This window comes from Paenochrobactrum pullorum, from assembly GCF_041929845.1.
GTDB lineage: Bacteria > Pseudomonadota > Alphaproteobacteria > Rhizobiales > Rhizobiaceae > Paenochrobactrum > Paenochrobactrum pullorum.
Map to the genome: position 1 here is coordinate 56736 of NZ_JBHEEH010000011.1, position 18709 is coordinate 75444.

Consider the following 18709-nt stretch of genomic DNA (forward strand, 5'->3'; position numbering starts at 1 on the left):
GAGATCCACGATGAATTTAAGCTTCCTCAACAAATATGAACCCTATGCACTCGCAGCCCTTCGTATCATGACAGGCCTGCTTTATTTGGCTCATGGTACACAAAAGGCTTTTGGTTTTCCTATTGAAGGGCCTGCAAGCTTATCGGCAATGGCGCTGATTTCGGCAATTTTGGAAGTTGTTGGCGGCACGCTTATTGTATTGGGTCTCTTTACTCGACCGGTCGCGTTTATCCTGTCAGGGCATATGGCTTTTGCTTATTTCATTGCACATGCGCCAAGAAGCTTTTACCCGATCGCCAATGGTGGTGATTCATCAATCCTGTTTTGCTTTGTGTTCTTGCTGCTGGTTACGAGCGGACCGGGTGCTTTTGCATTAGATAAACGAAACGCCTAAATCTTTTTTGTGGTCTGGTGATTTTATATGCCTGATCAACAGGTAAGCATGATCATCAGACCATTTTTTATGAAGTTGTAACAGGTTGCATGAATTCAATCCGGTTGCCGAATGGATCATTGGCATAAAGACGGTTAAAGCCTTCCAAGGGTTCATCGCTCACCATAAGATAGCCCGAAGATTTAATCTTGTCAGCCAAGGCGTTTAAGTCGCTTACGATAAAAGCCGGATGTGCTTTAGTGGCGGCGATAAAAGGGGTCTGTACGCCTAGGTGAATTTTAATGTCGCCCGATTGAAACCAGCAACCGCCACGCTTTTTTAAATTATCAGGTTTTTCAACTTCATTTAATCCTAATAATTGCGCATAAAATGAGCGCGCTTTCTCTTCCTCACCTTGTGGCATTGCCAATTGCACATGATCCAACTGGATTAATTTCATGGTGAGCCTCCATTGTGCCTGAATATGTGTTTGCTTCGGCCATAATTCTTTTCACTTGCAAAAAGATTGGACATTCAGAACTATTAAATCAATGGGTTAATATAAAGTGCGACTTATTTATCGCACTTTGTGCTCTTTATTTATTAAAACCTATTACTTAGATTTTACCGCCTTGACGAATGTGACAGAAATATGACAACTCAACTCAAGTTTAATTGAAAAGTGAGATTGTCATGAAAAATGCGCGGGTGTTGTTATTATCAACAATATCGGTAGCCGGTGTTTTATTTGCCGTTTCTGCCCATGCCCAGCAGGCAAATGAAGTTTTGCAGCTTAAAGAAATCGTAATCAAGGATCTTGTTCGCGGTTCTGTTGCAAATGCTTATGGTGTCCGTGCCAAAGCGCCAAACTCAATGACGGTGATTGAAGGTGAACAGCTCAATCAGTTCAGTGATTTAAGTGCTGGTGATGCAATCCGCCGTTTACCAGGTGTAACATTCCCTGGTGTCAACCGGTCACGCGAGATCAAATTACGTGGTATCGGACGAGAATATACGCAAGTTTTGATTGATGGCCGCCCGCTGATCGATGGCGATTCTAGCCGCAACTTTGAAGTTGACCGTCTGCCGTCAGCTATGATCGAACGCATTGAGATTATTCGCAGTCCCTTATCTAATATGGCGTCGCTGGGTGCTGCCGGTACAGTGAACATCATCACCAAACGACAGTTCGAGCGTAAAGGTGGCGGGTTGTCTCTGGGCGGCGGCTATTTGACCAAAAATGGACCTGTCGGTGATATTAATGGCTGGGCTTCGGGTTCCGAGGGAGGCTTCCGCTATTTTCTGGGTGCCGATTATCAGCGCCGTCGTGTGAACGAAAGTTCATCCGAGATGTCTTTCAAGGGTGATGGCAAGCCTAATGGCGGCTCCGATGAAGAGCAGGAACGCAGCTTTGATGACTATCTCGTTACCGGCCGTTTTGAATTTGATGTTTCAGAAAAAGATACCATTACTTTTGCTCCGACCTATTCACGTTCTTATGAAAAGCGTGACCAGACAAGTTTCAAATTTGAAAAAGATCAGGTCGCTTTGAAAGAACAGAGCGATGAATTGCGCAAGCGCACCCGTGAGACTTATGCCGGTTATTTGGAATGGGCGCATGAGTTTGATGATGAAACCCGCTCGCGTTTATTTCTTGACTTGCAAAAAGGAAGTGAATCAACAACGCGCGATAGCGTCAAACATAAGTTTGGCGATAATAAAACCGATTTGGAAGAGCGCGAGAACGATATAGATTTGCAGCGCATTGCGCCTGGTTTTGTTTTCAACAACCGCTTTGGCGACCATAAATTCGAGGCTGGTTTCGGTGCTTCATTCAGCAAGCGGGATGAAGAAGAAAATCGTATTAAAAAGGGTAACGTCACACCAGAACTGGGTCGTATATATAATATCAAAGAAGATATTTATTACGGCTATTTAAGTGATCAGTTCTCATTGTTTGGTAATGACGAATTGACCGCAGGTCTGCGTATCGAGCACAGTCGCACACAGACTACAGATTCATCGAATGATGATTACAGTGTCAACAGCACACAGGTAAATCCGTCTTTACAATATAAATATAATATCAATGAAGACTTGAATTGGCGCTTAGGCGTTGCGCGCACCTTGCGCCGTCCGGATTTGCGTGAGCTTACGCCATCGCTGACCGAGAAAGATGGTAATTTAGGGAAGCCGGACACGCGCGGTAATCCGTTCTTGAAGCCTGAAAAAATCTGGGGTGTCGACACCGGTCTTGATTGGTACTTGTTCGATGAGCAAGGTATTTTGTCGACTAATGTCTATGCGCGTCACTTTGATGACAAGATCGAAGATTCATTAAGCAAAGACGCTCAGACAGACCGTTGGGTCAAGACACCGGAAAATGTCGGTAATGGTCATCTTTACGGTGTGGAACTGGAAGCGCGCGCTCCGCTTGAATTTCTTGGTTTGGAAAATTTGAGTGTCTTTGCTAATGCAACGGCCATGAAAAGCCGCCTGACAGACGAACGTACCGGCCAAAAACGCCGCTTTAGCGATATGCCGAATTTTGTTTCGAATATTGGTATGGACTATTATGTGCCGGATTGGAAAACCACTTTTGGTATCAATCTGAATACGACCTATGCCTATACACAAAACATTCTGGAAGTGCAGGGTGTTGATAAAATTGCGAATGTCCGCACACATTTCTCGGCACTTAACCGTCTTGATTTGAGTGCGCGCACCGATATTACCGAAAGCTTCTCGTTATCATTGAGTGCGTTGAATATCTTGCGCACCAAAGACAAACGTGAGCGCACTACATTTGACGCGGATGGTGCAATTGCCGATAAGACCTTTATCAAAGAACCATCTTACAGCTCTTATTATGTAAGGGCGAGCTATAAATGGTAAGAGTTTTATCGCTCACGATCTGCATATTAACCGCGCTTCACGGCGCGGTTTCTGTGTCTGCATTGGCGGCAGACAAGGTTCAAAACCAGATCGCGACAGATGATGCTAATCTGGCCGTTGTTTTAACGCGGGATGATAAAATCAAGCATGTGAAACATCTGGATGGCATCAGCGAAGTACCATTGGCTGCAAAGCGCATTGTTGCTTTACATAATAGTTTTTCTGAAAGCTTAATTGCACTTGGCATGGCACCTGCCGGTGCAGTTGAACGGCCACAGGGTGCACCAGTTCAGCTCAAAGCAGCGATGACAGAGACTATTTCAGTTGGTGATCAGAGCAATCCCGACTATGAAAAAATCCTCATTTTACAGCCCGATTTGATCTTATCGGTTGGTGATGTTCATAGTCAGAATATTGATCTTTTGAAAGCCATCGCTCCGGTTGTCAGTCTGCGAGAGCCGGAAGAAGATTGGCGGCCATGGCTCATAGGTCTTGGCGATGTACTGGAGCGGCAATCGCAAGCAGAAAAGTTGATTGATGATTATAATCAGCGCGTGGAAAAATTACGTCTGACATTATTGGTTGAGCATAAAGATGAAACCGTTTTGCTAATGCGGGTTCGTCAAAAAGATATTCGTATTTATGGAACGGAAAGACGTTCGGGGCCGGTGCTTTACCGCGATCTGCAACTTACGCCACACAGGCTTGTGCCGGTGGGCAAAAATTATGAAGCCATTTCCAATGAGCTGATCGGGCAAATGGATGCCGACCGTATTTTTCTGATGGTTGAAGATGCCGAACGCCTTGGCAATATTGAAAAAACTGCACTGTGGCAGGGGTTGCCTGCGGTAAAAGCCGGACGTGTTTACAAAGTTAATATTGAACCGTGGAACCAGTCCAGCGGGCCGATCAGTGCTTCGGTTATTGTTGATGATGTGGCACGTGCCTTTGGTCTGACTGAATAATGCAAAAGCGTATCTGCATATTGTTGACGGGTGTAGTGCTGCTCTTGGCAGCCTTATTGTTTTCAGCCTCTTCAGGTGCTGCCAATATTGCCTTTTTTGATATTTTACAGGCCATATTTGCCTTTGATATAGCTAAACAAGACCATTTGATTTTACGTGAGTTTCGCATTCCGCGGGTACTGGCTTCGGCTCTTGTCGGTGCGGCATTGGGAACGGCTGGTGCCTTGATGCAAGGCATGACACGCAATCCATTGGCCAGCCCATCTCTGATGGGCTTGAATGCAGGAGCAGGGCTGATGCTGGCCTTAGGGCTCGCATTTTATCCGTCATTGGATTTTTCATGGCTGATTTGTCTATCTTTTTTAGGCGCAGCATTGGGTGTCGCTATAGTATTCATGGTGGGTTCGGCGCAACGTGGCGGCTTGACGCCTGTGCGATTGGCCTTGGCAGGGGCGGCTATTTCGGCTTTTTTTGGAGCGCTCACCAGTTTCATTATTGTCTATTTTAAAATCGGACAGGACATTCTGTTTTATAGTGCTGGTGGTGTGCAAGGCGTGCAGGAAAGCCAGTTGCTTTTTGTGACACCTTGGATTGTTGCAGGTTTAACAGGCGCAGTTTTATTGTCCCGCAGCGTTACTTTGCTAAGTTTGGGACAGGATGTGGCGCTCGGTTTAGGTCTTAATATTTTACATGCCCGTATATTGATTAGTTTTGTTATTCTGCTTTTAGCCGGATGCAGTGTGGCATTGGCGGGAGGCATTGGTTTTGTCGGTCTGCTCATTCCGCATGTCAGCCGTTTCATGTTCGGGCTTGATTATCGCTGGATTATTCCGGGCTCACTTGTTTCAGGCGCTTTGCTGCTTGTACTTGCGGATTTTGGTGCTCGAATGATCAATCCACCCTATGAAACACCGGTAGGTCTTATCACGGCACTGATCGGTGTACCGTTTTTTCTGGCGCTTGCGTGGCGTGACGAGCGTGGTATCTGATCATGCATGCGGTACGCTTTGAAATTATCTTATGTTTGATGGTGGCGGTTTTAGCCGCAATTATGCTGGTCAGCCTTAATGCCGGTTCTTATCCGTTACGCTTGAGCGAACTTTATATGATTGCTGTTGGTGAAGGTTCACCACAGCAAGAACTGGTATTATTTTCTATGCGAGTACCACGTTTGCTGCTGGCGATCCTGACCGGTTGCGGTTTGGCCTTATCGGGCGCGGTTTTGCAGGCAATTTTCCGTAACGATTTGGCCGATCCGGGATTGCTGGGTTTAAGCGCCGGTGCCGGATTTGTCATTATCCTTTTGCTTTATACGCAACAGCAAGGGGTATTTATTTCCGGCCAATGGCGGCCTTGGGCAGCCTTTTTTGGGGCGGCTGTTTCGGCAGCTTTGATTTATATCTTGGCGCATAAGAAAGGTGTGGCGACATCAGCGCGGATTTTGCTAACCGGTATAGCCGTCAATGCGGGCTTGGGTGCATTAACACTTGTACTGGCAATGCGTCTTGATCGCAGTCTCTATGATCAGGCCGTGGTGTGGTTGGCCGGTAGTCTGTCCGGTAAAAATTATAAAGATATCGCACTGTTATTGCCGTGGTTTGTTATTTTGTTGCCTCTATTGGCATTACGGGTGAAGGTACTGGATATTCTTGCGCTCGGTGATGAAACAGCCATCGGTTTGGGGGTCAATGTTCAGCGGCAACGCTTGCTGATGATGGTGATTGCAGTTGCTCTGACGGGCGCCAGTGTGGCAGTGACCGGCGGCATTGGTTTTGTCGGATTACTAGCACCGCATATGTGCCGCCGGCTGGTTGGTGCACGTCATGCTTTGTTACTTCCGGCTTGTGCGCTTTGCGGGGCGATTTTGGTGCTTTTTGCCGATACATTGGGGCGCACTTTGCTGGCACCTGTCGAGATACCGGCAGGTATTTTCTGTGCCATGATCGGCGCTCCATATTTTCTTTATTTATTGATGCGGATAGGGCGTTAACATGGGAAAAATGATCTTAGAAACCAAAAATCTGAGTTTTTCCTATGACGCAACCGAGATTATCAGCGGCTTGAATTTGCAAGTGATGCAGGGAAAAATTACGGCTCTAGTTGGTGCAAATGGTTCAGGCAAAAGCACGATTTTAAAAAATTTGGCTCGGATTTTGAAACCGACCGGTGGCACAGTACTGCTGGAAGGGCAAGAGATGAAAAATTTTAACGCTAAAACGATTGCCCGCAAAATGGCGGTTTTAGCGCAGGCTCCCGAAGCGCCTGCAGGTTTGAAGGCCTATGATCTGGTCGCTTACGGGCGCTATCCATGGCAAACGGGTTTTGGCACTTTAAGCAAATTCGATAAACAAAAAATAAGCGATGCTTTGGCTTTAACCAATCTCACTCAATTGAGTGAAAGAGCGGTCGGTTCGCTATCGGGTGGCCAGCGGCAACGGGTATGGATTGCAGTCGCTCTTGCGCAAGACAGCGATATTATTCTGCTGGATGAGCCTACGACTTTTTTAGATATGGCGCATCAGCTGGAAGTGATGCAGCTTCTGGAAAGGCTCAATCAACATCAACAGAAAACCATCGTGATGGTATTGCATGATTTGAACCAAGCAGCGCGTTTTGCGCATCATATTATTGCGATCAAACAGGGTAAAATCGTGAGTCAAGGCAGTGCCAATGATATTATGTGTGCTGATGTTCTGCGTGATGTATTCGGCGTGGAGGCGGATTTTTTTGAAGATCCACGCACTGGAAAACCGGTGTGCATTCCTTTCGGAACATGTTTGAAATAGGTTTTATTCTTACTCTTCAGACTTCATCAGCACTTCAATATCATCATAGATTTCTTGCCACTGACTTTCTGTAAAAGCAAAGAGATTGAAGCTGCGCAATAAAAATGCGCCTTCACAGGCAATGAAAGCCAATCGCGCCATGCGGTCGGCAGGGTTGCTCATGTCGAGCCCCTGCAATTGGCTACTATACCATTTCCGGCTTTCTTCCAGCTGTTCGCTATTGGGAACAAGGCTTGCCATCATAGCGGAAAATCGGGAATCATCCATCTGCTCGCCATCACGTGTAGCCTTAATATGAGCGATCACATGGCTTTGAGGGTCAGTGGCACCTTGCTTATAAGCAGAGACTTTGGCGTCAAATATATAGCTCCAGCGATTAATAATAGCGCGCATCAGACCATATTTATTGCCGAAACAATATTGTACACCACCCTTGGTAATACCAGCCTCACGTGCGACATTATCCATGGTGAGGGCTTCGATCCCGCCTTCCACCAACAGATGTTCAGCAGCATCGAGCACCTTATTGCGGTCAACCACACGCGGGCGGCCGATTTTTTTGAATTTTTTAGTTTCCATACAAGAGGATTTAAATTAAGCGCTGCATGATACAAGTAGTTTTTTTATGAATGGTATTGAAAAATGACGAATAATCGCTGGATCGTACTGGCTGTTGTTTCCTGTGCCTTGCTGCTGATTGTTGTTGATATGACCGTGCTTTACACAGCATTGCCGCGCTTGACGCATGATCTGCATGCCAGCGCTTCGCAAAAATTATGGATCATCAACGCTTATCCGCTGGTGGTGGCGGGTCTTTTACCTGGAACCGGCACTTTGGGTGACCGCATCGGTCACCGGACAATGTTTCTGTCTGGTCTCATTGTGTTCGGCTTTGCATCAACTGCGGCTGCCTTTGCGCCGACGGCCAATTTTTTAATTGCTGCACGTATTGGTCTGGCCGTTGGCGCGGCGATGATGATGCCTGCCACTTTGTCAATCATCCGCATTACCTTTCAGGATGAAAAAGAACGTGCGGTAGCTCTTGGCATCTGGAGCTCTATTGCCGCTGGAGGCGCCGCAATTGGCCCTGTCGTTGGCGGCGTACTGCTTGAATATTTCTGGTGGGGATCGGTCTTCTTGATCAATGTGCCGGTCGTTATTGTTGCATTTATTGTCGGACTGATTGTGTTGGAAAAACGCGGTGGCAATAAAGATCGCGCATGGGATTTTGTCGGCTCTGTGCAGATTATGCTGGCCTTGATTGCATTAACCTTTGCCTTAAAAGAACTGGGCAAACCGGATCGTGATCTGTTGCTCTTTGTAGGTGCTTTGGTGATCGGATTGATCGCGGCAGTGATTTTTGTCAAACGCCAGAATAAGCGCAGCGAACCACTGCTTGATTTTCAACTGTTCAAAAACACCAAATTTTCATCGGGTGTTTTAACTGCTTCTGTTGCTTCTGCCTCATTGGTAGGGGTTGAATTGGTTTTCACACAACGTTTGCAACTGGTTTCGGGCTACTCCCCTTTGCAAGCAGGTCTTTTGATCTTGCCGATACCATTATCCGCTTTTGTAGCAGCACCTTTGATGGGCTTTTTTATGAACCGTGTCGGCACGGCCAGAGCTTTGTTTTTGTCACTCGGCATGACAGGCATCGGGATTGTTCTATATCTCGCAAGCTTCAAAATGGAGAGCATGATCTGGTTGCTGCCATTGATGATTGTAGGCTTTGGCGTTGGTGCTGCCATGACAGGCGCATCCACCGCCATTATGAGTAATGCATCAGCCGACAAAGCAGGTATGGCTGCTTCTATTGAAGAGGTTTCCTATGAACTTGGCGGCTCCATTGGTGTAACGGTGATGGGCAGCTTGATGACGGCAATCTATAGTATGAGCTTGGTATTGCCGGATTTCGCGGCGCAAAATCCATCACATGCGAAGGCTGCAACCGACAGTCTTGATGGAGCAAAACTGGTGGCTGAAACCTTAAACGCTGATCAGGTGAGCATATTGCTCACGCAGGCCTATCAAGCATTTGATCAGGCATTTGTGTCGGTAATTGCGGTGGCGGCTGTTTGTGTTTTCATGACTGCATTTGGCGTTTACCGCTTGAGCAGAACTCGTTAATTTCAACAGCTATGTTTTAAAAAGGCTCCAGAGAATATCCTTGGAGCCTTTTGTATTTTTAAGCTTTGTTGCTGGCAAACATTGGCCCGCCGCGCCAGCGCGGAAAGCCGTAACCGTGGATTTTGACCAGATCAATGTCCACAGCACTCAGGGCAATCCCTTCATCAAGAATGGCCTGACCTTCGTCTGCCATTTCATCAACCAGTGTTTCAGCCATTGTTTCAAGTGATAATGGCTGCTCGGCACTGATTTCATTTTTGAGCAATTCATCAACCTGTGTTGAAGGACGACCTTTACGCTCTCCCTCCACATAATCATACCAGCCGCCTTGGGTTTTTTGTCCCTTACGTCCAGAACGCACAAGAATATCGCCCAAAGTTTCCGGCACATCAGCGCCTGTCGTGCGCGCACCTTCACGCTGTAAATAGGCAATGTCGAGGCCGCCCATATCCTGTGCTTCAAAAGGACCCATAGCGAGCCCATAGCCGCGCATTGCAGCATCGATATCGGCGATTGTATTGCCTTTGCGCAGCAAGTTCTCCGCGGCTGCGCGATAGCGTTTCAAAATGCGATTGCCGATAAAACCTTCACAAATACCGGCGCGTACAGGTATTTTTTTGAGCTTTGAGGCAATGGCAAAAGCGGTCGCCAGCACCGGTTCTGAGGTGTCCGGTGTCGGCACGATTTCCATCAGCTTCATCACATGGGCAGGGCTGAAGAAATGCAGTCCAATAAAGCGTTCCGGATGTGGCAAATCTTTTGCGATGTCACTTGGATCAAGGTAAGAGGTGTTAGTGGCTAGAATAGCATCGGCACGGCAGGCTTGACCAATCTTGGCAAACACATCGCGCTTGACATTGATTTTTTCAAAGACCGCTTCGATAACGAGATCGACATCGGCCAGTTTAGCATAATCGCTGGTGCCTTTGATGCTGTTCAAACGCTCTACGGCTTGAGTTTCGCTCAAAATACCGCGCTTGACGCTAGCGTCAATGATCTTTTGAACATTAGCCAAACCACGTTCAACCGCTTCCGCATCCTGCTCGACCAGAACCACCGGATAACCGGCATTGCTAAGTGCCATCACGATGCCTGCGCCCATAGTGCCGCCACCGATAACGGCTGTTTTTTTAATCTCGATTGGCGTGATGTCTTTGACAAAATCCGGCTTGGTTGCATTGCGTTCGGCAAAGAAAATGCGGCGCAGGGCTGCGGCCTCTTTGGAATCGCGACGCTCTAAAAATGTTTTGCGCTCAAAAGCCATTGCTTCATCAAAAGGCAGAAGTGTGCTTTGACGAATGGATTCCAGTACCAGCAAAGGCGCACTCGCACCTTTGGCAGTCCTCTTCACTGACGTTTTTTGAGCCTCCCAGAATGCCTCATCTGCTTGCGGTGCTGCACGCTGTGACAAGACTTTTGGAAGCTCTTGTTTGATGGCGCTACGGGCAAAATTCACTGCACCTTCTTGCAAGTCACCGTCGATAATGGCATCAATCAGCCCGTCTTTTTGTGCTTGTTCCGCGCGTATCGGCTTGCCGGAAGTGACCATGACGATCGCTTTTTCCAGACCGATAAGACGCGGTGTGCGCACAGTGCCGGATGCTCCCGGAATGACACCTAATGTGACTTCCGGCAAACCAAGGGATGCACTTGCAACAGCGACACGAAAACGGCAGCCCAGTGCCACTTCCAAGCCACCACCAAGGGCTGAACCGTGAATGGCAGCTATCCATGGTTTTTGTGCATTTTCGATTTTTGCCACCACATCAGGCAAATGTGGTGGCTGTGGACTTAAGCCAAATTCACGCACGTCTGCGCCCGCGATAAAAGTACGACCAGCACAAATCAGCACAACGGCTTCTACCTGAGGGTCTTGATCCAGCGCTTCTACCGCATCCCAAAGGCCTTGGCGCAAGGCTTGGCCGAGTGCGTTAACCGGTGGATTATCAACCGTTACAATGGCGATATTTTCGTCGCGGGCAATGGTCACAGACATATCAAATTCCCAAATAAGCTTCCCGGATTTTCGGATCTGCAATCAGCTCTTCGGCAGAGCCCTGCATGGTGATGTTACCGGTTTCCATCACATAACCGCGATCGGCAATTTTCAAAGCACCATAGGCGTTTTGTTCCACCAGCAAAATGGTGACGCCCAAAGTTTTCAAATTGCTGACCACATCAAAAATCTGCTGGACGATAATGGGGGCAAGCCCCATGGAAGGCTCGTCCAGAAGCAAACAAGCCGGACGACCCATTAGGGCGCGCGCCATGGCAAGCATTTGTTGCTGGCCGCCGGAAAGACCACCGGCTGGCAAATTGCACTTTTCTTTCAGGATCGGGAACATGGCAAAAGCATCTGCCATATCTTTTTCCACCTGATCGTCACGGAACAAAAATGCGCCAAGACGCAAATTTTCTTCCACCGAAAGATTGGTGAATATCTGCCGTCCTTCAGGCGATTGTGTCAGCCCGCGGGACGGGCGACGAAATGCTGCCAGATTAGTGATGGTCTCACCACGGAAGTGGATCGAGCCTTCCGATACCGGCTGCAAGCCGGAAAGGCAGCGCAATAATGTGGTTTTACCTGCACCATTGGCGCCCACAACGGTTACGATTTCGCCGGAATCGACGGTGAGATTGATGCCGTGTAAAACTTCTATACGCCCGTAACGTGAGCGTAAGCCCTCAACTGTCAGCATGGGCGGCCTCCTCGTTGAAATCTGCGCCAAGATATGCGGCAATCACTGCCGGATTGCGGCTGACCTCGGCTGGCAAGCCTTCGGTCAGCTTCTGGCCATGATCGAGAACGACAATATGATTGGAAATACGCATCACCATTTTCATGTCATGTTCCACCAGCAAAATCGCGACACCTGACGCTGCCACATCGGCGATCAGCTGGTCGATTTCATCGGTTTCAACGGCGTTACAACCAGCAGCCGGTTCATCCAGCAGCAGTACTGCCGGATTGAGAGCCAATGCGCGGGCAATTTCAAGACGTTTCAACGAGCCATAGGAAAGGTTTCCCGCTTCCCGTTCAGCGGCGCGCTCAAGTCCGACTTTTTTCAACAGTTCCATCGCGCCTTCGTGCGCTTTGGTGGCACGTCGGCGGGAGGCTGGCAGGCTAAGCAAATCCGCTATGACGGAGCCACGTTCGGCCAAATGAAAACCTGCAATAGCGTTTTCAATCACGGTCATATTTTGAAAGATTTGCAGATTTTGGAAGGTGCGTGACATGCCGCGACGCGCCAGCAAATCGGGACGCATTCCGGTAATATCTTCACCTTTCAAAACTACACGGCCTTGAGAAGGTTGATAAATACCGGAGATCATATTGAATAGTGTTGTTTTACCTGCACCATTAGGGCCGATGACGGATGTGATCTCACCTTGTTTGACCTGAAAGCTGACATTGTCAACCGCTTTCAGACCACCAAAGCTGATGCCTAAATTTTGAACTGAGAGCAGGGTCATTCGCCGGTTCCCTTGAATTTGCGGACGATGGATGGCAGTAAACCTTCACGCAGGAAGATCATCACCAACATCATCACAAAGCCTAAAATCAGCTGTTCATATTCGGCAAAAACGGTGAGGACTTGCGGCAGAATTGTTAAAATGGCTGCGCCCAAAATTGCACCCAGCACTGAAGCTGCACCACCAAGAACGGCCATGGTCACCATTTCAATCGAATGCATGAAGCCGGCAATATCAGGGGTGATGAATTTATTTTGTAATGCAATCAGCGAACCGGCAACGGAGGCAAAAACGGCTGAAATAACAAAGGCCAGCAATTTATAACGTGCCACATCAATGCCGACAGTACGGGCGGCAATTTCCGAGCCGTGCAGCGCACGTAATGAGCGTCCCATTGGGCTGTTATAAAGATTGAGCACAATCCATGCACCGATCAGCAACACGAAACCGCAGAAATAATACCAGAACTCACCATTTGTCAGGTTGATACCGATATTTTTCAAGCCAGCACGCAAGCCCAGTTCCGGCACCGACATACCGTCAGGCCCGCCGGTAAGATTGCGTTCATTGCTCAAAACCATTGAGATCAAAATGCCAAAGCCAAGGGTGGCAACGCCTAAATAATAACCTTTGAGGCGCAAAATTGGACGCCCAACCAGATAAGCCATAATCGCAGAAATAGCCGCGCCCAAAAATACGGCAACGCCCGGATGAATGCCTAAATGAATAGGTGCCAAAGCACAGGCATAGCCGCCAATACCGGCAAAACCGGCATGACCAAGGCTGATTTGACCCGCATAACCGGTGAGGATGACAATGCCGAGCACAGCAAGGCTATTGACGAAAACCATAGCACCGATGCGGAAATAAAAACCGGACGGAAAGAAGAACGGTGCCAGCGCAATCAGTGCGAAAAGCACCAATAGGGTGGTGTTTTTGCGTGAAATGAATGACATCAGACACGCTCCGTGGTTTTCTTGCCGAAGAGGCCTTGCGGCATCAGGAATAGCACCAGCAAAATAACGATAAAGGCGGCAGCTTCTTTGTAGGTGGAGGAAATATAACCGGCCGTCATTGCTTCAATGAGACCGATCAAAAAACCACCGGCGAGAGCACCTTTCGGATTGCCCATGCCGCCCAGCATGGCACCGGCAAACCCTTTGAGCGCAAAGCCGATGCCGACATTATAGGCAACAAGGGTGATTGGTGTGGCAAGAACACCCGCCAGTGCACCGATACCAGCCGACAGTGCAAAAGAAAGCGTCATGATGAAAGTGGTGTTGATACCGACCAATTGCGCGGCCTGACGATTATTGGACGTGGCAAGCACTGCGCGCCCCAACAGGGTGCGTGTGAAGAAAAGCCACAGGCCGATAAAGACCACCAAAGCACCGCCGATAACCCACAAGCTCTGGGTCTGGATGGTCGCGCCCAAGAAGTTGAGTGGTTTGTCACCGGAGAAAGCCGGAAAACTATGGATCTGCTTATCAAAGATGATCTGTGCCGCGCCTTGGATGAAAACGGAAGCACCGATGGTAATGATAATCAGTGAAACAACAGGCGCACCACGCGCCGGTTCGATTGCGAATTTATTGATCGCAACGCCGAGTGCCGCTGTCAGAACAATGGCAATCAGAGCGGCCAACGGCAGGGGCAAACCCGCTGCATAAGCTGCCCATGTGATCATGCCACCCAACATGACAAATTCGCCCTGAGCAAAATTGACCACATCGGAAGCATTGTAGATGATCGTGAAGCCAAGGGCGATCAGCGCATAAACGGCGCCAACAGTTACCCCTGAAGAAAGAAATTGCATAAACTCTGACATGAGCTCTCCGCGTCTGGATGGAGAAATAACAGGCCGGATGACATGATCCCGCCTGTGACTAATCAAAGGCGCAGGCGGGATGCTGATGTCAGTTTTATTCGGCTACAGACCAACCGCCGTCTTTAATCTGGAGCATACGGAATGCTGTCAGATCAAGGCCGAGATGGTCTTCTGGCGAGAAGGTATAGATACCTGTCGCACCGGCCAGACCACTGGTTTTTTCAATCGCGTCACGGATTTCCTGCGGTTCGGCAGAACCGGCTCGGGTAATTGCGTCGGTAACGATCAGGAAGGCATCATGAGCATAGCCGCCGAATGTATCGACCGGCATTTTATAGCGTTCTTCAAACTTTGCCTTATAAGCGGTGACGAGCGGCTGCTGCGGGTCGCTTGCATCAAGCTGATCTGCGATCAAAAGGGCTGTGCCGGGAAGGCGCAAGCCCTCGGCAGCTTTCTCGCCTGCCAGTTTGATAAAGCCTGAAGAGGCAACGCCATGTGACTGGTACATCGGCAATTCGATGCCGAGCTGATGATAGTTACGCGTTACAATCGAAGGCCCCTGACCAAAGCCCGGATTGAGCACAGCCTGCACACCCGGCGCATTGCGGATTTTGGTCAGCTGGGCGGTCATGTCCGCGTCTTTTGGATCATAGGTTTCGTCAATGACGATGTCGATTTTATAATCTGGCGCTACGTTTTTGCACTGGGCTTCCATCGAAGCACCAAAACCGTCGGTGCCGGAAATCATACCGATTTTGCTGATGCCGCGCTTGCCCATATCTTCATAGATTTTCTGGCAAGCCATGCGGTCGGTATGGGGTGTTTTGAAGGTGTAAGGACGCACTGGCTGAATGATTTCAATTGCACCGGCAAGGGCGATGAAAGGAATTTCAGCATCTTCTGCAACTGACAAAATCGACATGGCGGTGCCGGTGGTGGTGCCGCCGATGATGGCAACCACTTCGTCATCTTCAATTAGACGGGTGGCAAAAGTGCGCGCTTTGTTGGCGTCGCCACCATCGTCATACATGATAAGCTTGATTTTCTCACCATTGATGCCGCCTTTTTCATTGAGTTCGGCAACCAGCATTTCCAGTGTTTTAAATTCCGGATCGCCAAGGAAAGCCGCAGGGCCGGTGGCGGAAACGGATGCACCGATACGGATTTCGGCGTGCGCTGCACCTGTCCCCACACCTGCCATTGCAAGGGCAATAACAGCGGCCGGAACAGTTGCTTTCAGAAAGTTCATCATAAGGATACTCCTCCCAGAGTGTTTGTTACTCAGTCACCGGCCGGCGCCACATGGCGTGGTGAAAACGGCTGGCAACAAATGCTGTATCGGTTAAGCAAGCATTTCCTGCAGGATTGGCACCGGTAACGTGAAAATCGCTGAAGGCTGCTGACTGGTTGACGAAGATATTGCCTGTCAGATTAACCGACAGATTGACGCCGCCGTGTGCAAAGGCGATTGCCGCCCGTTGAATGCGTGGCTCATTGGTATCGTAAAGAGCGGCAGTGATGGCGCCTTTTTTACGGGCGAGGCTGGATGCGGTCTCAATGGCTGCATCGCCATCTTTGGCCGGAATAAGGAACATGATCGGCCCGAACCATTCGGTGTTTACGGCTTCATCATCGCCGTCGACGGCGATGAGCAAAGGTGTTGCGCTGTTTTGATAATCGAGCGGCGCAGAATCACGAATGATGCGGCCAAGTGAACGGGCTTTTTCTACGCGCTTCAATGTGGCGGGATTGGCAATAGCACCGCAAATGGCAGCAGCGCGTGCCGGATCAGCGACAAGGCGGTCAATCGCATCGGCCAAACCTTTTGCCACCTCATCAAAGCTTTTGTGGCCTTCATCCGTCTCGATGCCGCTCTCAGGAATATAAATATTCTGTGGTGCGGTGCACATCTGGCCGGAATATAACGACAGCGCAAAAGCCAGATTATCGCTCATGGCTTGGAAATTATCAGTGCCTGCGATGGTGATCGTGTTGATACCGGCTTCTTCGGTGAAAAGCTTGGCTTGGGTAGCGTTTTTACGCAACCAGTCACCAAAAGCATTGGAACCGGTATAGTCAATCAGCTTGATATCATCGTGGCTTGCGAGCTTATCGGCAATTGGTGCGCCAACTGAATCGACCGCCAAAAGAACGGCATCAGCTGGGAGACCGGCTTCAACAAACACTTCGCGCAATGTTTTAACGGTTAGTGCCAAAGGCAGCACGGCCGACGGATGCGGTTTGATGATGACCGGATTGCCGGTGGCAAGGCTTGCAAAAATTCCCGGAAATGAATTCCATGTCGGGAATGTATTGCAGCCGATAGCCAGCGACAGACCGGACGGAATCAGTGTCCAATGTTTTTCAAGGCGTAATGGTGCTTGTTTGCCTTGCGGCTTTTCCCAAATGGCCTGTGACGGAAAACGCTGCATTTCTGCCCAAGCGGCAGCAATAGCTTCCAAAGCGCGGTCTTGTGCGTGGGGGCCGCCAGCCTGAAAAGCCATCGGAAAAGCTTGTCCGGTGGTGTTCATCACTGCATTGCCCATCAGGAAGCTTTGTGCGTTCATACGCGCCAAAGTTTCAAGCAAAGCACCAATGCGGGCTTTCACATCAGAACGGGCAAATTCGTCAGCAATCTTATTGGCAGCATCAATTAGCACTTGTGGTTCTGCTGCAGGATAGGTGATCCCAAGTGCTGCGCCATAAGGAGAAACTTCGGCGCCGATACGGGCAGTTTCCGGGTGTCCGGCAATATCGAAAGGCTTATTGAGAAGTGCCAGATAGCTTGCTAATCCGTCGTCACGGGCAGTTTCGCCATAGATCTTGCCGGACGGGACTTCCGGATATGGTGTCCAGAACTCACGGGCCAGCAGTGCTGCACCGGCAGCATTGAGTGTAGGTAAATGGCGATCCCAAAACATCGTGAAAACGTTCCTCCTCGTTCTTCATATTATTATTGACCGGCCGGTCAGTTTATGCAACAAAAAAAAGAGGGCTCCACAAATATCATGGAGCAGGGAGTTGAAATATGTCGGATACGGTTCTTGTAGAGCTGGCTGATGGCGTTCTGTCTTTGACGTTGAATCGCCCTGAAAAGCTGAACTCATTTAACGAAGAAATGCACATGGCGCTGCGCGCCGGCATCCAGCGCGCGCATGATGATGATTCTGTTCGTGCAGTACTGATTAAAGGTTCGGGACGTGGTTTTTGCGCCGGACAGGATTTAGGCGATCGCGATCCGCGTAAAGGAACGCCGGCGCCGGATTTGGGCAATACGCTCGAAACTTTTTATAATCCGACATTGCGATTGATCCGTGCTTTGAACAAGCCGGTTATTTGCGCTGTGAATGGTGTTGCAGCTGGTGCAGGCGCGAATATTGCCATTGCGTGTGATATTGTTTTTGCTGCTAAATCTGCCCGTTTTATTCAAGCCTTTTCAAAAATCGGGCTTATTCCAGATGCAGGCGGCACATTTAACCTCACCCGTATTTTGGGTGAGCCGCGCGCCAAGGCATTGACCATGTTAGCGGAGCCATTATCAGCAGAGGACGCGGCCTCTTGGGGGCTGATCTGGAAGGCTGTTGATGATGAAACATTGCTTGATGAAGCATTGGCGACAGCGCGCAAACTTGCCAAGGGTGCTACTTTCGGCCTTGGTTTGACCAAACAACTTATTCAGTCAGCCGCCATCAATTCATTGGATCAGCAGTTGGATCTGGAGCGTGATGCCCAGCAAAAAGCCGGTAAAAGTGCTGATTATGCTGAAGGCGTGACCGCATTTTTGGAAAAACGTGCCGCGGAGTTTAAGGGCAAATGAAAAAAGTTGCAGATATGACCCCGCAGGAACTGGCTGAAGCCTCCGCACAAGCGATGTGGGCAGGCGATAAAGCCAGCCAGAATTTGGGCATGGCGCTGGAAAGCATTGCACCAGGCACTGCCACTTTATCGATGACACTTACTGAAACCATGTCGAACGGCCATGGTAATTGTCATGGTGGTTTTATTTTCATGCTTGCTGACAGTGCTTTTGCGTTTGCTTGCAACAGCTATAATCAGCTCGTTGTAGCGCAAAGTTGTTCGGTCAGTTTTATCAATCCGGGGAAAATCGGGGATCGGTTAACAGCCGTTGCGCGTGAAGTCTCCCGACGCGGCCGCTCAGGCATCTATGATATTCGGGTTTCCAATCAGGATGGTGAGCATATTGCAGAATTTCGCGGTTTGTCGCGCAGCGTTAAAGGAACGCATGTGCCCGAGTGAATGT

General features: G+C 49.1%; 18 protein-coding genes. 9 read left to right on the top strand and 9 right to left on the bottom strand.

The window, feature by feature from the left end:
* Nucleotides 1–10: 10 nt before the first annotated feature.
* Complete coding sequence (locus JNC77_RS13685; protein WP_374833436.1) at nucleotides 11–394, top strand: DoxX family protein; 384 nt, start codon at nucleotides 11–13, stop codon at nucleotides 392–394.
* A 67-nt stretch (nucleotides 395–461) separates the two neighbouring features.
* Here the strand turns inward: JNC77_RS13685 and JNC77_RS13690 are convergent, their stop codons facing one another.
* On the bottom strand, nucleotides 462–833 hold the full coding sequence (locus tag JNC77_RS13690; protein ID WP_374833438.1) for a VOC family protein: 372 nt from the start codon (nucleotides 831–833) through the stop codon (nucleotides 462–464).
* Between the two features lie 233 nt (nucleotides 834–1066).
* Here JNC77_RS13690 and JNC77_RS13695 point away from each other — a divergent pair, with 233 nt between their 5' ends.
* From JNC77_RS13695 to JNC77_RS13715, 5 genes are read left to right on the top strand one after another with little or no spacing between them, the layout of a single operon-like run.
* Entirely contained in the window at nucleotides 1067–3268 is a 2202-nt protein-coding gene (locus tag JNC77_RS13695; protein WP_374833440.1) for a TonB-dependent receptor plug domain-containing protein, read from the top strand.
* Entirely contained in the window at nucleotides 3262–4233 is a 972-nt protein-coding gene (locus JNC77_RS13700; protein WP_374833442.1) for an ABC transporter substrate-binding protein, read from the top strand. Before JNC77_RS13695 ends, JNC77_RS13700 begins: the two co-directional genes overlap by 7 nt.
* On the top strand, nucleotides 4233–5222 hold the full coding sequence (locus tag JNC77_RS13705; protein WP_374833444.1) for a FecCD family ABC transporter permease: 990 nt from the start codon (nucleotides 4233–4235) through the stop codon (nucleotides 5220–5222). Before JNC77_RS13700 ends, JNC77_RS13705 begins: the two co-directional genes overlap by 1 nt.
* Before the next feature lie 2 nt (nucleotides 5223–5224).
* The gene (locus JNC77_RS13710; RefSeq protein WP_374833446.1) at nucleotides 5225–6223 is read left to right on the top strand and encodes a FecCD family ABC transporter permease; all 999 of its coding nucleotides are present in this window, start codon (nucleotides 5225–5227) and stop codon (nucleotides 6221–6223) included.
* A gap of 1 nt (nucleotide 6224) precedes the next feature.
* Nucleotides 6225–7019 (top strand): ABC transporter ATP-binding protein, encoded by a 795-nt coding sequence (locus tag JNC77_RS13715; RefSeq protein ID WP_374833448.1) that lies wholly within the window; start codon nucleotides 6225–6227, stop codon nucleotides 7017–7019.
* Between the two features lie 9 nt (nucleotides 7020–7028).
* Here JNC77_RS13715 and JNC77_RS13720 read toward each other — a convergent pair whose 3' ends face one another.
* A complete protein-coding gene (locus JNC77_RS13720) occupies nucleotides 7029–7598 on the bottom strand; it encodes a TetR/AcrR family transcriptional regulator (RefSeq protein ID WP_374833450.1) in 570 nt (189 codons plus the stop codon).
* A gap of 63 nt (nucleotides 7599–7661) precedes the next feature.
* Here JNC77_RS13720 and JNC77_RS13725 point away from each other — a divergent pair, with 63 nt between their 5' ends.
* A complete protein-coding gene (locus JNC77_RS13725) occupies nucleotides 7662–9146 on the top strand; it encodes a DHA2 family efflux MFS transporter permease subunit (protein WP_374833452.1) in 1485 nt (494 codons plus the stop codon).
* A gap of 58 nt (nucleotides 9147–9204) precedes the next feature.
* On the opposite strand, the gene JNC77_RS13730 is transcribed toward JNC77_RS13725, so the two are convergent.
* The 7 genes from JNC77_RS13730 to paaN form a co-directional block, all read right to left on the bottom strand.
* Nucleotides 9205–11142 (bottom strand): 3-hydroxyacyl-CoA dehydrogenase NAD-binding domain-containing protein, encoded by a 1938-nt coding sequence (locus JNC77_RS13730; RefSeq protein ID WP_374833454.1) that lies wholly within the window; start codon nucleotides 11140–11142, stop codon nucleotides 9205–9207.
* Between the two features lies 1 nt (nucleotide 11143).
* Entirely contained in the window at nucleotides 11144–11845 is a 702-nt protein-coding gene (locus tag JNC77_RS13735) for an ABC transporter ATP-binding protein (RefSeq protein ID WP_374833456.1), read from the bottom strand.
* Complete coding sequence (locus JNC77_RS13740; protein WP_374833458.1) at nucleotides 11832–12620, bottom strand: ABC transporter ATP-binding protein; 789 nt, start codon at nucleotides 12618–12620, stop codon at nucleotides 11832–11834. Before JNC77_RS13740 ends, JNC77_RS13735 begins: the two co-directional genes overlap by 14 nt.
* Nucleotides 12617–13576, bottom strand: a complete 960-nt coding sequence (locus JNC77_RS13745) for a branched-chain amino acid ABC transporter permease (protein ID WP_374833460.1) — start codon at nucleotides 13574–13576, stop codon at nucleotides 12617–12619. Before JNC77_RS13745 ends, JNC77_RS13740 begins: the two co-directional genes overlap by 4 nt.
* Nucleotides 13576–14448, bottom strand: coding sequence for a branched-chain amino acid ABC transporter permease (locus JNC77_RS13750; protein ID WP_343804916.1), 873 nt, complete (start codon nucleotides 14446–14448; stop codon nucleotides 13576–13578). The genes JNC77_RS13745 and JNC77_RS13750 overlap by 1 nt, the downstream gene beginning before the upstream one ends.
* A 94-nt stretch (nucleotides 14449–14542) precedes the next feature.
* Nucleotides 14543–15697: an ABC transporter substrate-binding protein gene (locus JNC77_RS13755; RefSeq protein WP_374833498.1), complete on the bottom strand. Its 1155-nt coding sequence runs from the start codon at nucleotides 15695–15697 to the stop codon at nucleotides 14543–14545.
* Nucleotides 15698–15725: 28 nt separating this feature from the next.
* The gene (gene paaN, locus JNC77_RS13760; protein ID WP_374833462.1) at nucleotides 15726–17369 is read right to left on the bottom strand and encodes a phenylacetic acid degradation protein PaaN; all 1644 of its coding nucleotides are present in this window, start codon (nucleotides 17367–17369) and stop codon (nucleotides 15726–15728) included.
* A gap of 107 nt (nucleotides 17370–17476) precedes the next feature.
* Between paaN and paaG the strand changes: the two genes are divergently transcribed.
* A complete protein-coding gene (gene paaG / locus JNC77_RS13765) occupies nucleotides 17477–18265 on the top strand; it encodes a 2-(1,2-epoxy-1,2-dihydrophenyl)acetyl-CoA isomerase PaaG (RefSeq protein WP_374833464.1) in 789 nt (262 codons plus the stop codon).
* Nucleotides 18262–18705 (top strand): hydroxyphenylacetyl-CoA thioesterase PaaI, encoded by a 444-nt coding sequence (gene paaI, locus JNC77_RS13770; RefSeq protein ID WP_374833466.1) that lies wholly within the window; start codon nucleotides 18262–18264, stop codon nucleotides 18703–18705. Before paaG ends, paaI begins: the two co-directional genes overlap by 4 nt.
* Nucleotides 18706–18709: the final 4 nt, after the last annotated feature.

Coding starts and splice junctions, on each gene's coding strand:
- JNC77_RS13745 (WP_374833460.1), bottom strand. CDS start 13,576: ATGTCATTCATTTCACGCAAAAACACCACCCTATTGGTGCTTTTCGCA.
- JNC77_RS13735 (WP_374833456.1), bottom strand. CDS start 11,845: ATGCTGACAGTTGAGGGCTTACGCTCACGTTACGGGCGTATAGAAGTT.
- JNC77_RS13685 (WP_374833436.1), top strand. CDS start 11: ATGAATTTAAGCTTCCTCAACAAATATGAACCCTATGCACTCGCAGCC.
- JNC77_RS13690 (WP_374833438.1), bottom strand. CDS start 833: ATGAAATTAATCCAGTTGGATCATGTGCAATTGGCAATGCCACAAGGT.
- JNC77_RS13720 (WP_374833450.1), bottom strand. CDS start 7,598: ATGGAAACTAAAAAATTCAAAAAAATCGGCCGCCCGCGTGTGGTTGAC.
- JNC77_RS13755 (WP_374833498.1), bottom strand. CDS start 15,697: ATGAACTTTCTGAAAGCAACTGTTCCGGCCGCTGTTATTGCCCTTGCA.
- paaG (WP_374833464.1), top strand. CDS start 17,477: ATGTCGGATACGGTTCTTGTAGAGCTGGCTGATGGCGTTCTGTCTTTG.
- JNC77_RS13700 (WP_374833442.1), top strand. CDS start 3,262: ATGGTAAGAGTTTTATCGCTCACGATCTGCATATTAACCGCGCTTCAC.
- JNC77_RS13730 (WP_374833454.1), bottom strand. CDS start 11,142: ATGTCTGTGACCATTGCCCGCGACGAAAATATCGCCATTGTAACGGTT.
- paaN (WP_374833462.1), bottom strand. CDS start 17,369: ATGTTTTGGGATCGCCATTTACCTACACTCAATGCTGCCGGTGCAGCA.
- JNC77_RS13725 (WP_374833452.1), top strand. CDS start 7,662: ATGACGAATAATCGCTGGATCGTACTGGCTGTTGTTTCCTGTGCCTTG.
- JNC77_RS13710 (WP_374833446.1), top strand. CDS start 5,225: ATGCATGCGGTACGCTTTGAAATTATCTTATGTTTGATGGTGGCGGTT.
- JNC77_RS13750 (WP_343804916.1), bottom strand. CDS start 14,448: ATGTCAGAGTTTATGCAATTTCTTTCTTCAGGGGTAACTGTTGGCGCC.
- paaI (WP_374833466.1), top strand. CDS start 18,262: ATGAAAAAAGTTGCAGATATGACCCCGCAGGAACTGGCTGAAGCCTCC.
- JNC77_RS13695 (WP_374833440.1), top strand. CDS start 1,067: ATGAAAAATGCGCGGGTGTTGTTATTATCAACAATATCGGTAGCCGGT.
- JNC77_RS13715 (WP_374833448.1), top strand. CDS start 6,225: ATGGGAAAAATGATCTTAGAAACCAAAAATCTGAGTTTTTCCTATGAC.
- JNC77_RS13705 (WP_374833444.1), top strand. CDS start 4,233: ATGCAAAAGCGTATCTGCATATTGTTGACGGGTGTAGTGCTGCTCTTG.
- JNC77_RS13740 (WP_374833458.1), bottom strand. CDS start 12,620: ATGACCCTGCTCTCAGTTCAAAATTTAGGCATCAGCTTTGGTGGTCTG.